The organism is Streptomyces sp. NPDC006261 (assembly GCF_040613515.1).
In the GTDB taxonomy this organism is placed as follows: Bacteria; Actinomycetota; Actinomycetes; order Streptomycetales; family Streptomycetaceae; genus Streptomyces.
Window position 1 is genome coordinate 37,837 of the sequence record NZ_JBEXSI010000023.1, and the last position, 13,469, is coordinate 51,305.

The 13,469-nt window shown below is 70.9% G+C and carries 16 protein-coding genes and 1 pseudogene; 2 read left to right on the plus strand and 15 right to left on the minus strand.

The genetic code is table 11. From position 1 onward, the window contains the following. Window positions 1-141: 141 nt before the first annotated feature. Both ABZ154_RS17195 and ABZ154_RS17200 read right to left on the minus strand, forming a co-directional pair. Window positions 142-1,794, minus strand: a complete 1,653-nt coding sequence (locus tag ABZ154_RS17195) for an FAD-dependent oxidoreductase (protein ID WP_356833372.1) — start codon at window positions 1,792-1,794, stop codon at window positions 142-144. A 101-nt stretch (window positions 1,795-1,895) separates the two neighbouring features. Further along, window positions 1,896-2,810, minus strand: a complete 915-nt coding sequence (locus ABZ154_RS17200; RefSeq protein WP_356833374.1) for a diiron oxygenase — start codon at window positions 2,808-2,810, stop codon at window positions 1,896-1,898. Window positions 2,811-3,193: 383 nt separating this feature from the next. Here ABZ154_RS17200 and ABZ154_RS17205 point away from each other — a divergent pair, with 383 nt between their 5' ends. Continuing rightward, window positions 3,194-3,835 carry a ScbR family autoregulator-binding transcription factor gene (locus ABZ154_RS17205; RefSeq protein WP_356833503.1) on the plus strand — a complete coding sequence of 214 codons (642 nt, stop codon included), beginning with the start codon at window positions 3,194-3,196 and terminating at the stop codon, window positions 3,833-3,835. A gap of 54 nt (window positions 3,836-3,889) precedes the next feature. Here ABZ154_RS17205 and ABZ154_RS17210 read toward each other — a convergent pair whose 3' ends face one another. The 7 genes from ABZ154_RS17210 to ABZ154_RS17240 all read right to left on the minus strand — a co-directional run bounded on the left by ABZ154_RS17210 (window position 3,890) and on the right by ABZ154_RS17240 (window position 9,209). After that, window positions 3,890-5,035, minus strand: a complete 1,146-nt coding sequence (locus ABZ154_RS17210) for an AI-2E family transporter (RefSeq protein ID WP_356833376.1) — start codon at window positions 5,033-5,035, stop codon at window positions 3,890-3,892. Between the two features lie 358 nt (window positions 5,036-5,393). Beyond that, complete coding sequence (locus ABZ154_RS17215; protein WP_356833378.1) at window positions 5,394-5,819, minus strand: DUF4190 domain-containing protein; 426 nt, start codon at window positions 5,817-5,819, stop codon at window positions 5,394-5,396. A gap of 91 nt (window positions 5,820-5,910) precedes the next feature. After that, on the minus strand, window positions 5,911-6,459 hold the full coding sequence (locus ABZ154_RS17220) for an FABP family protein (RefSeq protein ID WP_356833380.1): 549 nt from the start codon (window positions 6,457-6,459) through the stop codon (window positions 5,911-5,913). A gap of 173 nt (window positions 6,460-6,632) precedes the next feature. Beyond that, window positions 6,633-6,851: an MbtH family protein gene (locus ABZ154_RS17225; protein WP_356833382.1), complete on the minus strand. Its 219-nt coding sequence runs from the start codon at window positions 6,849-6,851 to the stop codon at window positions 6,633-6,635. Between the two features lie 392 nt (window positions 6,852-7,243). Next, window positions 7,244-7,807 carry a type 1 glutamine amidotransferase domain-containing protein gene (locus ABZ154_RS17230; RefSeq protein WP_356833384.1) on the minus strand — a complete coding sequence of 188 codons (564 nt, stop codon included), beginning with the start codon at window positions 7,805-7,807 and terminating at the stop codon, window positions 7,244-7,246. 51 nt (window positions 7,808-7,858) lie between these two features. Further along, complete coding sequence (locus ABZ154_RS17235; RefSeq protein ID WP_356833386.1) at window positions 7,859-8,974, minus strand: glutamate--cysteine ligase; 1,116 nt, start codon at window positions 8,972-8,974, stop codon at window positions 7,859-7,861. 7 nt (window positions 8,975-8,981) lie between these two features. Next, window positions 8,982-9,209 carry a DUF5133 domain-containing protein gene (locus ABZ154_RS17240; RefSeq protein WP_356833388.1) on the minus strand — a complete coding sequence of 76 codons (228 nt, stop codon included), beginning with the start codon at window positions 9,207-9,209 and terminating at the stop codon, window positions 8,982-8,984. Window positions 9,210-9,429: 220 nt separating this feature from the next. On the opposite strand from ABZ154_RS17240, the gene ABZ154_RS17245 reads away from it, so the two are divergent. Further along, window positions 9,430-9,681 carry a hypothetical protein gene (locus ABZ154_RS17245; protein WP_356833390.1) on the plus strand — a complete coding sequence of 84 codons (252 nt, stop codon included), beginning with the start codon at window positions 9,430-9,432 and terminating at the stop codon, window positions 9,679-9,681. 89 nt (window positions 9,682-9,770) lie between these two features. Here the strand turns inward: ABZ154_RS17245 and ABZ154_RS17250 are convergent, their stop codons facing one another. The 6 genes and pseudogenes from ABZ154_RS17250 to ABZ154_RS17275 all read right to left on the minus strand — a co-directional run bounded on the left by ABZ154_RS17250 (window position 9,771) and on the right by ABZ154_RS17275 (window position 13,453). Beyond that, window positions 9,771-9,899 carry an LPFR motif small protein gene (locus tag ABZ154_RS17250; RefSeq protein WP_018512899.1) on the minus strand — a complete coding sequence of 43 codons (129 nt, stop codon included), beginning with the start codon at window positions 9,897-9,899 and terminating at the stop codon, window positions 9,771-9,773. A gap of 176 nt (window positions 9,900-10,075) precedes the next feature. After that, the gene (locus ABZ154_RS17255; protein WP_003964323.1) at window positions 10,076-10,279 is read right to left on the minus strand and encodes a cold-shock protein; all 204 of its coding nucleotides are present in this window, start codon (window positions 10,277-10,279) and stop codon (window positions 10,076-10,078) included. A gap of 157 nt (window positions 10,280-10,436) precedes the next feature. After that, a pseudogene (locus tag ABZ154_RS17260) lies at window positions 10,437-10,706 on the minus strand (hypothetical protein); the annotation flags it as partial. Window positions 10,707-10,828: 122 nt separating this feature from the next. Then, entirely contained in the window at window positions 10,829-11,227 is a 399-nt protein-coding gene (locus tag ABZ154_RS17265; RefSeq protein ID WP_356833394.1) for a DUF6221 family protein, read from the minus strand. A 137-nt stretch (window positions 11,228-11,364) separates the two neighbouring features. Next, window positions 11,365-11,820 carry a VOC family protein gene (locus tag ABZ154_RS17270; protein ID WP_356833396.1) on the minus strand — a complete coding sequence of 152 codons (456 nt, stop codon included), beginning with the start codon at window positions 11,818-11,820 and terminating at the stop codon, window positions 11,365-11,367. Beyond that, complete coding sequence (locus tag ABZ154_RS17275; protein WP_356833398.1) at window positions 11,804-13,453, minus strand: MFS transporter; 1,650 nt, start codon at window positions 13,451-13,453, stop codon at window positions 11,804-11,806. Before ABZ154_RS17275 ends, ABZ154_RS17270 begins: the two co-directional genes overlap by 17 nt. Window positions 13,454-13,469 lie beyond the last annotated feature (16 nt).

Genomic DNA, 13,469 nt, shown 5'->3' on the forward strand with positions numbered 1-13,469 from the left:
CTCCCAGGTGCAATCCGGCGCCCAGCGGGTACGAGACCCTCCGACCCGAGTTCATGCAGGCGCTCCCCTCCTGTCTGCACAAATCGCTGAGGCCCCACCGGTTCATCTGCCGGTGGGGCCTCGGCTCTGCTCACGGCGGGATCAACTCGGCGTCTTCCAGCGGCGGCGGCCTTTCGCCGCCGCGACCAGGGCGGGAACCGTGCCGAGCTTGACGCGCGGGCGGCCCTGCTCGCGGCCGCGGGCCGTCTCCACCCGGTCGATGGCGGCCAGGCCCCGGGCGTCGACGACGTCACGGCCACGGCTGCGGACGAGGCGGCGGAACGCCGTGGAAGGGCGGGCCGGGGAGGGCAGGGCTCCCGTCACCGCGTCGGCCAGCAGAGTTCCGACGGTCTCGGCCGCGCAGGTCCGGTTGGCACCGATGCCGCCCGAAGGGCCGCGCTTGATCCAGCCGACGACGTACGTCCCGGCCATGCCGCTCACCCGGCCCCCCTCGTGCGGTACGGTCCCGGACGCCTCGTCGAAGGGCAGGCCCGGCACGGCCACGCCCCGGTAACCGACCGCCCGCAGCAGGAGGCCCGCCGCGATGTCCCGCTCACCCGGCCCCGACGTCACACGCACGGCCGTGACGCGGTCCTCGCCTAGCGCCTCCACCGGGGCGGAGTGGAAGCGGAAGACGATGCGCCGTCCCGGTTCCGGCGGCCGCGACCAGTCCACCTTCCGGCGCTCAACGTCCCGCAGCAGCGCCGCCTTCCCTCCCGGGGCCGCCCCGTCGATCGAGGCCCCGGCCCTGGGGTCGTGGTCGTCGACGACCAGGCCGACACCCGGAAGGTGCTTCAGGGCGAGAAGTTCGGAGGCGGTGCACGCCGCGTCCTCGGGGCCGCGCCGCCCCAGCAGGACCACCTCGCGGACCTCCGATCCCCGCAGCGCCGCGAGCGCGTGGTCGGCGATGTCGGTGGCGGCCAGCGCGTCCGGGTCCGCGACGAGGATGCGCGCCACGTCGAGGGCGACGTTGCCGTTGCCGACGACGACCGCGCGTTCCGCCCTCAGGCGCACGGACTCGGGGGCCACCTCCGGGTGGGAGTTGTACCACGACACGAAAGAGGTGGCCGAGGTGCTGCCGGGCAGGTCCTCCCCCGGGATACCGAGCCTGCGGTCGGTGGAGGCTCCGACCGCGTAGATCACCGCGTCGTGGTGGGCGGCGAGCTCCTGGGCCGTGATGTCCTTGCCGACCTCGACGCCGAGGTGCATCCGGACCCGGGGGTGGGAGTGGAACCGGGCGAAGGTCTCGCCGACCTTCTTCGTCGCCGGGTGGTCGGGCGCCACGCCGTAACGGACGAGCCCGCCCGCCACCGGCAGCCGGTCGACCAGGGTCACCTCGGCGTCGGTGTGCAGGAGCAGGTCCTCGGCGGCGTACATGCCGGCCGGACCGGTGCCGACGACCGCCACCCGGATCGGGGCGAAGTCGGCGGGCAGACTGCGCTCGAAGGCGGGCTCGCCCCAGACGTGGAAGTTCGGCCCTGCGGGGGCGGGTTCGGGCTCCCGGTCGGCGAAGTAGGCCGCGTTGATGGCGGCGTACTCCTTCTGCGCCCCGAAGAGGCTGTCCACCGGGAAGATCGCGTCGACCGGGCAGGCGTCGGCACAGGCCCCGCAGTCGATGCAGGTCTCCGGGTCGACGTAGAGCATCTCCGTGCTGCCGAACTCCCGCTCCTCGGGGGTCGGATGGATGCAGTTGACGGGGCAGACGGCGACGCAGGTGGCGTCGGAGCAGCAGGTCTGGGTGATGGCGTAGGTCATCTCGTCGTCTCAGGTCGTGGTCGGGGATCGACGGCGTGGATCATCCGCGGTCTCCGGCGCGGGCCGTCCGCTCGGGTCACCGGCGGGGCGCCGGGCCCGGATCAGATCAGCGAGGCGCGCTTGTAGAAGAACAGCGCCGGCTTCGTCAGCAGCCGGGCGGAGGCCAGGAACTCCATCAGTCCCGAACAGCTGGAGCGCATCAGCGACTTGTGGTGCTCGTTGACCTTCGCCTCGGCACGGGCCCGCCGGGAGTCCAGGCCGGCGTTGGCGTAGACGTCGCGGTTCACCATGCTGGTGACGATGTAGTACGAGGCGATCGCCACCACGATCGCGTTGAGCTGCCGCCGTACCGCGCCGGCGCCCCGCAGCCGTTTGCGGGTCTCGTCACGGGCGAACTTCATGTGCCGCGACTCTTCCACGACATGGATGTTGTTGATGGTGCGGACGAAGGGCGCGACCCGCTCGTCCCGCATCCAGTCACGCTGCATCACATCGAGGACCTCCTCGGCCACGAGTATCGCCGCGTAGGCCGCCTCGCCGAAGGCCAGGGTCTTGAAGGCGCGTCCCAACTCCACCACGGGGCGGCTCGGCCGGTAGGCCGGTGCGCCCAGCTTCGCCGCACCTCGGGCGAACATGATCGAGTGGCGGCACTCGTCGGCGACCTCGGTGAGCGCCCACTGGAACCGGGGGTCGGTCGGGTCCTTGGCATACATGTCGCGGAGCACCATCTGCTGGAGGATCATCTCGAACCAGATGCCCGTGCTGGCGACGGACGCCGCCTCCTGGCGGGTGAGCGCCTTGCGCTGGGCGTCGGTCAGCTCGTTCCAGTACGCGGTGCCGTAGAGCGTGGACCACTCGGGGCTCGCGCCGTGGTGGTCCGGGTCGAGCGGGGTCTCCCAGTCCACCTGGGTGGCCGGGTCGTACGACAGTTTGGCGGCCGAGTCGAGCAGTCGTCGGGCGACGTCCTGCTCGGCGAGCCGGTCCTGGTCCTCCGGCCGAACGGTGCTGCTTGACATGGTGCGGCTCCTTGACTCGAGAGATCGGCCCGGCGCCGTCCGCCCCGTCCCCCATCGGTTCCCGCCCGACGAGGTAGATGGCGGCCGAGCACCGCCCCGCTTGTTAGACGTGGCGTCTAGCAAGCTTATTAGACGCAAGGTATAGCAAGAGAGGAGCGCGGGCCTAGACCCGTGCGGGGAATCTGTACGAGCTCTCCACGACCCGCCCCCGCGAGACGGGATCGCGCAACAGCGAACCGGCCCGTCTGGTGGTGCTCCATCAGGAAGGGGCACCGAACCCGCACGGCACGTGGAGCACGCCGATGTCCGGCACCCGGCCCCGCAGCGGGAGCGTGTCGCCCAGGCTCCGGGTAGCGTCGGTAGGGGCTCAGGGAGGCGTGACGATGCAGGACCGCGGGGAGCAGACCGTTCAGCGGATCATTGAGGCAGCCGGCATGGTCATCGACCGGGACGGCTACGCAGGCGCGACGACACCGGAGATCCAGCGCCTCGCCAAGGTCTCGCGCGGCGGCTTCTACCACCACTTCGAGTCCAAGGAACAGCTGGGCGACGCGATCCTGGCCCACCAGCACACCTACTTCCAGCAGGTCGCCGAGCAGACAGCATCGGGCCCCGTTCCCGAGTTCTGGCTCCAGGCCCTGATCGACATCAGCCACCATTACACCGCCGGCCTCCTGGAGGACCCCGTCCTGCGAGCCGCCGTACGCCTCAGTATCGAGCCGGGCCCCTACCAGACCGCCGAGAGCTACGCAGGCCCGCTGGGAGCCGTCACCGCCGTCCTGCAATCCGCCCGCGACGCCGACGAACTCCAGGACCACGTCGAGCCCGTAGAGGCCGCCCGGACCATCGTGGGCTGCTACAGCGGCGTACAGATGCTCTCCCTCGCCCTGGCCGAGCGGGACGGCCTGCACCAGCAGGTCAGCGCCATGTGGGCCCTCACCATGCCCGGCCTCGCCCGCCCGGCCGTCCTCACCCGGCTGCGTCTGGGCGCACCACGCCCCGCAGGCACAGCCCGGCCGCGGTGAAACCAAGGCCCGCGGTGAGGCGGGGAGTTACGCTGCCGGCCCGACCGGACCGCGTCAGGCGGGAACAGGGGCGTCGGGGCCGCCGCCCGGGGCCGGTCCCGGCTCCGGTTCCCGGTGCTGCTGCTCCGGCCCCTCCTGCGGATCACTGAGCTGCTCGCGCAGGTAGTTCCAGACCACGGCGATCAGCGCGGCCACCGGAACCGCGAGCAGGCTCCCCACGACGCCGGCCAGACTGCCGCCGAGCGTCACCGCCAGCAGGACCACGGCGGCGTGCAGGCCGAGCCCGCGGCTCTGGATCATGGGCTGGAAGACGTTGCCCTCCAGCTGCTGCACCGCGACGATGATCGCCAGCACGAGCAGCGCGTCCGTCAGGCCGTTGGAGACCAGCGCGATGAGGACCGCGACGAGGCCGGCGAAGACCGCGCCGACGATCGGTACGAACGCGGAGACGAAGGTCAGCACCGCCAGCGGGAGCACCAGGGGAACGTCCAGGATCCACAGACCGATGCCGATGAAGACGGCGTCCAGCAAGCCCACGAAGGCCTGGCACCGCACGAACGAACCGAGCGTGTCCCAGCAGCGCTCGGCCACGACCGGGACGTCGGTGGCGAGCCGGCCGGGCAGCTGGCGGGCGAGCCACGGGAGGAATCGCGGGCCGTCCTTGAGGAAGAAGAACATCAGGAAGAGAGCCAGCACGGCGGTGATCAGACCGCTGAAGACCGTGCTCACCCCGGTGACCGCCGTGGTGAGCACGCTGCCCACACTGTTCTCGATGCGGTCGACAGCAGCGTCGAAGGCACCCGTGATCTGGTCGTCGCTGATGTTCAGCGGCGGTCCGGCGGCCCACTCGCGCAGCCTGCCGATGCCTTCTACGACACCGTCGGCGAGCTGGCCGGACTGGGAGGCCACCGGGATCGCGATCAGCGCCACGATGCCGGTGCCGACCAGGAGGAACAGCACGGTCACCAGCGCCGCGGCCGGCGCGGGACGCCACCCGTGTCGGCGCAGGAAGCGGGCGAACGGCCAGGTCAGGGTGGTGAGAAGCAGACCCACCATGAGGGGCCACACCACCGGCCACGTCCGGCCCACAAGCCACAGGGCGACGGCGGCCAGCAACAGGACCAGGAGCAGTTCGACCGAGACGCGTGCCGATCTGCGGAGCGCGGCCGCAGTCTTTTCGGAGCTCAACGGGGCAGACATGAGAGCTACCTTATGAGCGCTCCGGCCTCTCTCCCGCATCGACGGACAGCCGGCGTTCCGGGCACGCCCCGTGGGGCCTGCCCGGAACAGGCCCGAGGGGCAGCACCGTGCGGTGCTGCCCCTCGGGCCCCCGGGCCGGCCTCAGCTCTGCGGGCGCTTGCCGTGGTTGGCGCCGTTCTTGCGGCGGGCCTTCTTCTTACGACGTCGCTTCGAGGACATCGAACCCTCCTCTTCCTCTGCTCGGTTGGGCACACATGATCCGCCGGACCGTCGGATCCGGTGGTGAGGAAGACCACTCCCCGCCCCTACCGTCACAAACTCCGGCCGCGGCCGCAAACCGCCGTCCCGCCGTTCGAGGTCACTTGAACAGACTCTCGCCGAAGTCCTCGGCGCAGCGGTCCTCTTCGGCCTGGCTGTTCGCGTTGCGCACGCAGTCCTGGAAGTCCTGGAACGACCCGGAGTTCACGACGGAGATGCCGATGACGAGGACGATGGCCGAGCCGATCAGCCCCAGTGCGCCGAGGACCGCACCGGCGATCGCCATGCCCTTGCGCGGGGCCCTCCCCTGGCGGGCACGCAGCGCCCCGAGGATGCCGAACACCAGCGCGAGCAGGCCGAGAAGGAGCCCGCCGACGACCGTCCAGAAGAAGAGGCAGGCGAGCAGGCCCAGGACGAGAGCGGTGACCGCGAAACCGTTGCTCCTGGCGGGTTCGGGAGCGCCGTACTGCGCGCCGTACGGCGCCTGGTCCGCGTTCGGCTGCTGAGGGTAACTGGGCATGGACATCGGATACGAACTCCTTACCAAAAGTTGTCCTGTCCATATGCCCCAGAAGACCCTCCGTATGCAAATCCGATCTATCCTCGCCAGTTGCGGGTCAGGTCTTCGAACACCGCCGGAACTCCGCCGCCAGGTGGTGCTGCAGCGGCTGTCCGACCGCCGCGAGGTCGTGGACGAAGGTGAGGGTGTCCTCGTCGGTCAGGGTGTAGCGGCGGCGGGTGGCGTCGACCTGTTTGGCGGTGGGGGCGAGCGCCACTTCGTGGGTGAGGAGGTCGACGGTGCTCTCGCCTGCCTGGCCGACCGCGATCTCCGCGACGCCGGTGGGCTGGGTGATCAGCGCTTCCACCCGCCCTTCAGGCTGCAGCCGCCACCAGCCGCTCTCCCGGGCCGAGGGCCGAAGGGGACCCCCGTCCGCGTCGACCAGCCAGGCGCGCGACGCGTAGTGGAGGAAGGGGCGTCCGTCATGGCTGAAGGTGATCTCCTGCTCGTAGGCGAACGCGTCGTCGAGCGTCGGGTAGCCGCCGCGTCCGCTTCCCGTCCAGGTGCCCAGCAGACCGAGTACCGGCGCGAGGAGCGGGTGCGGTGCCGGTGCTTCGTCGGGGCGGAAGGCGTCGGGGTACGGGTGGCGCGGGGCGGGGTCGGACATGGTGCACGCTCCTGGGTCGCTGCCGTTGCTGATACCGGTGGCAGCCTAGGCGTACCGGTACCCGAGGGCCTGCGCCCTGTCCCTCGCCGAACACCGTCCGCTGCTCCGTGCGCTCCTTGCGGACAGCGACGGCGTACCGGGCGCCCGGTGGCGACCCGGTTCGCGCGCAGGACTCATGCCGGATCGACCGCCATGCTCTCCGTCAGGCTCCTGGGCCGCAGGTCGGTCCAGTTCTGCTCCACGTAGTCGAGGCAGGCCTGGCGGGTGTCCTCAGGGTGGGCCACGGTCCAGCCGGCGGGCACCTCCACGAAGGAGGGCCACAGGGAGTGCTGCCCCTCGTCGTTGACGAGCACCAGGTAGGTGCCGTTCTCGTCCTCGAACGGGTTGGTCACCGATCCTCCTTGAACTCGGGCCTCGGACCCAGGCCTTCAATGTAGGTAAGGCTGCCTTTACTTCGACGACAGCGACCTTACCCACAACTCCCCTGTGTGTCAGGGAGATTGTCGGCCGGGATGGAGCGCCTCGATCCGGGCCGGCCACTCAAGCGGTGCCGGTCCGCCCTGGCCGCCGCCAAGGGGCAGCCGCCGACGCCCTTGGGTCCAGCCGCGCTTGGGTTCGTTGCACTTGACGACCGGGCCCTGGCAGCCGGGGATGCAGTTCTTGGATATCGCGAGCGCTAGCGGGCCGGTAAGTGCGCAGTGACCCTTCCGCCCTCTCCGTATGCGTACGCGAACACGCCGACGGCCCCCGCCGCGGTACGCGAGCGGGGGCCGTCGGGCGCGTGTCAGGACTCGGTGAGCACCGCGTCGATCTCGCGAAGGAAGTCCTCCAGGTCGTCGGGGTTCCGCGAGGTGATCAGCGGCCAGCCGCCCTCGTCGTCGCGGACCACCGACTTGTCGACCCAGGAGCCGCCGGCGTTGGTGATGTCGGTCTTGAGGGACGCGTACGAGGTGAGTGTCTTGCCCTGGACGTAGCCGCCCTCGATGAGCGCCCACGGACCGTGACAGATGGCGGCGACGGGCCGTCCGGACGCCGCGAACGAGCTGACGATGCGGGTGGTGGCGTCCTGGAGGCGCAGGGTGTCGGCGTTGAGCGTGCCGCCCGGGACGAGCAGGAGGTCGTATGCGGCGGGGTCGACGTCCGCCAGGGTGAGGTCGGGCCGCACGGTGTCGCCTGGGTCGCGGTCGCCCACGAGGGTGCGGATCTCCTCGTCGGAGACCGCAGCGACACCCACCTGGGCCCCCTTGTCGCGCAGGTGCTTCACGGGGACGACGAGTTCGTCCTGCTCGACCCCGTAGTTGGTGACGATCGCCAGGATCCGGCGGTTGCCGAGATCGGTGGTGGCCATGTGCTGCTCCTTTCCTCGCAGGTCATGCGGTCGTGTCGCCGGTCGTTCTTCTCATCCCCCCGTGATCCGGACGCATTCCGCGACGGTGGCGCGGAGGCTTCCGGTCCGCTGCAGGATCTCGCGCTGGACCCTGGCCCCGTTGCCGCGCCCTTCCAGGGCGGTCAGCGCATTCCGGGCGGCCTTCAGGTCGCCGCTGTCCTCCAGGGCGTCCCGCACATGCGCCAGGAGCGCCTGGAGCACGTCGGCCGCGGGCTCGGGCCGCAGGGTGCGGGGGTGGATCAGCCGGTCCTCAAGACCCGAACGGGCCGACTGCCAGGACGCCACCCGCAGCAGCGCCACGTCGGTGTCCGGAGCGGGTTTCCCGGCCCGCCACTCCCGCGCGGCCGTCTCCACCAGTGCCCGCACCAGCGTGGCCAGCAGCACCGTGTCCGCCGGGTCGAGGCAGACGTCGGCGATCCTGACTTCCACTGTGGGGTAGGTGTGCGAGAGGCGCGCGTCGAAGTAGACCATCCCCTCGTCCTTGAGCACACCGGTACCGACGAGGGTCTTCACCCGCTCGTGGTAGCGCTCGGCGGAACCGTGGAGCTCCACGGGCCCGGCCGAGGGCCACCTGCCCCACACCCGGCTGCGGTAGCTGGCGTACTGGGTGTCCTGCGCCTGCCAGAAGGGAGAATTGGCGCTCAGGGCCAGCAGGACCGGCAGCCAGCCGCGGATCCGGTCGAGCACGGCGACGCCCTCCTCGTCCGACTCGACCGAGACGTGGACGTGGCATCCGCAGGTCAGCTGCTCCTGTGCGGTCAGCCCGTAGCGCTCCGCCATCCATTTGTACCGCTCCCCCGTCCCGATCATGGGGCTCACCGGCAGCGGCGAGGTCGCCAGAGCCGCGACCGACGCCCCCACCTCGGCGGCGTGGCGGATCGCCTCGGCGCGCCACCGGTGCACCGCGTCGGCGATCTCGTCCATCTCGCGGCAGGGATGCGTCGCGAACTCCAGCTGCTGGCGGTGCAGCTCCGGCTCGAAGGCCGACTTGCCCCCCGCGTCCTTCTCGGCAAGAGCCAGCACGGGCGTGGACAGAGCGCGAGCCTCACCGCTCTCCGGGTCGACCAACAGCAGTTCTTCTTCCACGCCCACGGTCCGCACCACAGCGCCCACCCCTTCGGTGTTCATCCGGCGGTCAGGCCGGGAGGACGGAGTCGTCCTCGGGACGGGCCCCCGGGAGCCGGTGCCGGGCGGCGACCAGCGCGCTGTCGGCATCGCCCGTGCCCGTCGAGACGCACAAGGTGTAGGCCACATCGTCCAGGCGCTGCCGCGCCTCGGCGCTGCCGCTCTCCGCGTGCAGCAGGCGCAGGGCCTCGTACTGCTCGACCAGATTGCGCAGCACGGTGGGGTGGGCCATCAACATGCGGGGGGATCCTTCCGTGCGGTTCCTCGTGTGAACGTCGTGTGCCCGGGTCGTGCGCTCGGGCGAAACCCGAGTACCCCCACCTGCGCGGGCCACACTCCCCGGTGGGAAGTCTCCCCGGCGCCGGTCTCCGGCGAATCGTTCGTGCCGCAACGGGTACCCAGCAGGACGAACGATTCGTCCCCGGGCTCTCTCCGGGGCAGTACGGAAGGAAGCTCTCATGACCGACCGCAGGCCGGAAGGAACCGCCTACACCGGGGCTTCCGGCAGCCCGCCTCCCGTACCGGCGGACATGCCGGACCAGCAGACCCAGGAGGGCGAGGACGCCCTCGGCATACCGATTCCGGAGAGGGTCGCCCGCGAGAGCGGCGACCGGCCCGACACGGACGAGGCGGGTTCCGGCCGCGACGAGCCGCGCAACGCCGGCGCGCACCCCGAGGAGCACCCGACGCCGGACGAGTCCACGGGGTAGGCGCTCACTGCGGACGGGAGGGGACGTACGAAGGTCCCGTCCCCGGGTCCTTGCACGGGCCGGGGCACGGGACCCTCGTGCACATCAGCTCAGTGGTGTCCGCGCGCCGTGCTCGACGCACCCCCGAAGAGGCGGGCGAGGGCCCGGAAGGGCAGCGTGACCACGGTGGCTATGGCTCCTCCGACGGACCGCAGCACATCGGCGATGGCCTTGAGCATGGGATGTCCTTCCTGCTCGGCCCGGAAGCTCCGGGATCTACGGCTCGGACATCCCGGGTGCCCGGCATGCGCCCCGCGAACCGGATGGGACCGATCCGCTCGGAACCAGCGCCGGACGCCCTCGGGCCCCCGGGACGCGATGCGTCCCGGGGGCCCGAGGAGTCGTTCAACCCGGATCAGGCGGTGGTGATGTTCTCCGCCTGCGGGCCCTTCTGGCCCTGGGTGATGTCGAAGGTCACCGCCTGGCCTTCCTGGAGCTCACGGAAGCCGGTGGAGTTGATGTTGGAGTAGTGCGCGAAGACGTCGGGGCCACCGCCGTCCTGCGCGATGAAGCCGAAGCCCTTTTCCGAGTTGAACCACTTGACGGTTCCGCTGGCCATGCCTGTACCTCTCAGCAGTAAACGGATCCGCACCGCGCGGACCCGGAGGTGATCGCCCTGGTTCTCAGGCACTGCACAGCAAAACGCCCGCGCCAGGCGCGGGCAGGTACTGCGAACCACGACATCTGTCGGCGACGCTACACGGCGGGATCACTCCTCACCAGAGAGCAACGCCATTTTGGTGTGGATCTTCCTCCGGGCAGGTGGCTCGAACCCCACCGACTGCGCCCCGTTCAGGGGCCGTCGGCACTCCGGACACGCTCGGCGCCCACAGCACCAGCGGCATCCGGAGGGGCGGCCTGCCCAGGGCGGCGGCCCGCTGCGGCCGGGGCCGGCCGCGCCGGTCCACGGCCATCTGCACATTGGCCGGAAACACTCCGACGAAGAAGCCCGCGGCCGCCCGGCCGACGGCACTCCGCGTCCGGGGAGACACGGGGTCTTCTTCGGCGAGGCGACGAGGCAGCGGGCGGGCCGGGCCTGGGGGTCTTGAGGACCTCGACGGTCTTGAGTGCCGGAACCCGACCCGTGATTCCCGGTGCCCCGCGCTCCCTACTGGATGAACCGGGGCAGCCACCGCGCCTGGTAGTCCGGGTGCCCTGCGTACTCCGCTGCCAGCTGCCGTACGGCGAAGCCCAGGCCCACCGCCCGGCCGGAGCCGAAGTCCTGGGCCGGGCGGTCGGTGTCCAGCCCGGCGACCTCGACGTACTCGCCGAGCAGCACCCGGTGCGTCTCGATGCGCTCCAGGGTGCGGGCGGGGTCCTGCAGGGCGATGTGGTGGTCGAAGCCGCTGTCCCGCACCGTGAACGCGACGCCGCCTCGGCGGTCGTGGACCTCGCCGGGCACATCCGCGGGGCACCGCCATCGGTCCCCGCCGGCAGCCAGGGCGACCTGTTCCTCATCGGCGAGACGCGCCCGGACGAAGGCCACCATGTCTGTGTTGCCGGCCATTGGATGCTGCTCCCTCGTGTTCATGGATCACTGCGGTGATACGGGGAGCATTGTGGTGGACCGGGGCGGCGCGATCCACCGCGGGGCGGTGCGGGCCGCGATACACGGGTGTGCGAGCGACAAAGCGGACGAGGAGGTCAGTGCGCCGTCTCCCCGGCCCCGTTCGCGGCGAGGTCGGCGAGGACCTGGTGCAGGGGTTCGGTCAGCCGGCGGCGGTACTCCTGTACGGCCCAGCCGTTGCCGTCCGGGTCGGTGAAGTACATGAACGTGGCTCCGTCCTCGGGGGCGTACCGCTGGGGCTCGGAGACCTCGACCCCGCGGGCGACGAGCTCCGCGTGGGCCGCCTCGATGTCGGTGACGCAGAGCTGGAGGCCGTGGTACGTGCCCGGTCGCGGGTCCCCCGTCGGGTTCGGCACACCGTCGGTCAGGGCGATCGAGCAGCCCGAACCGGGCGGGGTGAGCTGGACGACGCGCGCACCCGGCATCACCTCGCCGTCGATGTCGACGTGGAAGCCGACCTTGTCCCGGTAGAAGTCGCGGGCCCGGTCCAGGTCGGTCACGGGGAGCACGATCACTTCAAGGGTCCAGTCCATGGCTGTGGGGTCCTTTCGCCGTGTCGGGTGGTGTTCGGGAGGTGTCGGACGTTTCGTCGGTCTCGGCGGGGAGCGTCTCGCCGGGGGCCGTCGCCCCTGGGGCCGCGCCGCCCTGGAGCCGGGCCAGGTCGGAGGCGCGGACCTGGATGACCAGCAGGGCGACCAGGGCGGCGAAGACCGCGAAGCAGGCCGCCACGACGAAGGCGCTGGAGACGCCCGCGGTGAGGACCTCGTCCCCCCAGGGGGGTGGCAGTTCCCCGGTCCTGGCGAACTGCATCCGCTGGGCCGGGGTGGCCTGTTCCATGAAGCGCGGAACCTGGTCGGTGGCCTCGTTGCGGCTGGCCGTGCCGAACATCGTCACCAGGATGGAGAGTCCGAGGGAGCCGCCGACCTGCTGGGTCGCGTTGAGGACACCGGACGCGGCACCCGCCTCCTTCGGCGCGACGCCCGAGACCGCCATGAGGGTCAGGGAGACGAACTGCATGCCCATGCCCAGGCCGAAGACGAGCATCGGGCCGAGGATGGAGCCGAGGTACGTGCTGTGGACGTCGGTCAGCGTGAGCCAGCCGAGCCCGATGGCGGCCAGCAGCGCGCCCGCCACCATGAAGGGCTTGGGCCCCCACCTGGGCAGCAGTTGGGAGGCCAGGCCGGCGCCGACCGCGATGATGACGCTGACCGGCAGGAAGGCGAGTCCGGCCCGTAGCGGGCTGAAGTCGAGCACGTTCTGGACGAAGAGGGTCAGGAAGAAGAACATGCCGAACATGGCCGCGGCCAGGCTCAGCATCATCGCGTACGTTCCGGCGCGATTGCGGTCGCGGAACATCCACAGCGGGGTGATCGGCTGCCGGGAGCGACTTTCGATGAAGATGAACAGCGCCAGCAGCACGACCGCCGCCGCGAAGGAGCCGAGGGTGAGCGGATCGCTCCAGCCGTCCTCGGCGGCGCGGATGAAACCGTAGACGAGCAGCACCATACCGACGGTCGAGGTCAGGGCGCCGACGACGTCGAAGCGGCCCGGGTGGCGTTCGGACTCACGGATGTAGCGGGGCGTGGCGAAGGCGATGAGCAGGCCGATGGGGACGTTCACGAACAGGACCCAGCGCCAGTCCAGCCACTCGACGAGGACTCCGCCCGCCAGCAGCCCGATCGCGCTGCCGCCCGCCGAGACCGCGGCGAACACCCCGAACGCGCGGTTGCGTTCGGGGCCCTCGCGGAAGGTCGTGGTGATCAGCGACAGCGCGGTCGGCGAGGCGATGGCACCGCCGACGCCCTGGAGCGAGCGGGCGGCCAGCAGCTGCCAGGACTCCTGGGAGAGTCCGCCGAGCAGCGAGGCGAGCACGAAGAGCAGCACACCGAAGATGAAGACACGGCGGCGGCCGAGGATGTCACCGAGCCTTCCGCCGAGCAGCAGCAGCCCGCCGAACGTCAACGTGTAGGCGTTGACCACCCAGGACAGGTTCTCCGTGGAGAAGCCCAGGGACTTCTGCATGTGCGGGAGGGCCATGTTGACGATGGTGATGTCGAGAACCACCATCAGCTGGCACGAGGCGATGACGAGGAGCGCCAGTCCACTGCCCGGGCCCCGCTGATCAGGCCGGGCGGTCTTGCCGGGTGTCGCGTGGGAGCCCGTCATGAGTGGGTTCGTCTCT

Excerpts from the sequence above, each read along its gene's own strand:
- ABZ154_RS17270 (WP_356833396.1), bottom strand. The coding sequence starts at position 11,820 with ATGGACTGGACCCTTGAAGTGATCGTGCTCCCCGTGACCGACCTGGAC.
- ABZ154_RS17255 (WP_003964323.1), bottom strand. The coding sequence starts at position 10,279 with ATGGCCAGCGGAACCGTCAAGTGGTTCAACTCGGAAAAGGGCTTCGGC.
- ABZ154_RS17230 (WP_356833384.1), bottom strand. The coding sequence starts at position 7,807 with ATGGCCACCACCGATCTCGGCAACCGCCGGATCCTGGCGATCGTCACC.
- ABZ154_RS17220 (WP_356833380.1), bottom strand. The coding sequence starts at position 6,459 with ATGTCCGACCCCGCCCCGCGCCACCCGTACCCCGACGCCTTCCGCCCC.
- ABZ154_RS17240 (WP_356833388.1), bottom strand. The coding sequence starts at position 9,209 with ATGTTGATGGCCCACCCCACCGTGCTGCGCAATCTGGTCGAGCAGTAC.
- ABZ154_RS17275 (WP_356833398.1), bottom strand. The coding sequence starts at position 13,453 with ATGACGGGCTCCCACGCGACACCCGGCAAGACCGCCCGGCCTGATCAG.
- ABZ154_RS17245 (WP_356833390.1), top strand. The coding sequence starts at position 9,430 with ATGACCGACCGCAGGCCGGAAGGAACCGCCTACACCGGGGCTTCCGGC.
- ABZ154_RS17195 (WP_356833372.1), bottom strand. The coding sequence starts at position 1,794 with ATGACCTACGCCATCACCCAGACCTGCTGCTCCGACGCCACCTGCGTC.
- ABZ154_RS17235 (WP_356833386.1), bottom strand. The coding sequence starts at position 8,974 with ATGAACACCGAAGGGGTGGGCGCTGTGGTGCGGACCGTGGGCGTGGAA.
- ABZ154_RS17200 (WP_356833374.1), bottom strand. The coding sequence starts at position 2,810 with ATGTCAAGCAGCACCGTTCGGCCGGAGGACCAGGACCGGCTCGCCGAG.
- ABZ154_RS17250 (WP_018512899.1), bottom strand. The coding sequence starts at position 9,899 with ATGCTCAAGGCCATCGCCGATGTGCTGCGGTCCGTCGGAGGAGCCATA.
- ABZ154_RS17265 (WP_356833394.1), bottom strand. The coding sequence starts at position 11,227 with ATGGCCGGCAACACAGACATGGTGGCCTTCGTCCGGGCGCGTCTCGCC.
- ABZ154_RS17210 (WP_356833376.1), bottom strand. The coding sequence starts at position 5,035 with ATGTCTGCCCCGTTGAGCTCCGAAAAGACTGCGGCCGCGCTCCGCAGA.
- ABZ154_RS17215 (WP_356833378.1), bottom strand. The coding sequence starts at position 5,819 with ATGTCCATGCCCAGTTACCCTCAGCAGCCGAACGCGGACCAGGCGCCG.
- ABZ154_RS17205 (WP_356833503.1), top strand. The coding sequence starts at position 3,194 with ATGCAGGACCGCGGGGAGCAGACCGTTCAGCGGATCATTGAGGCAGCC.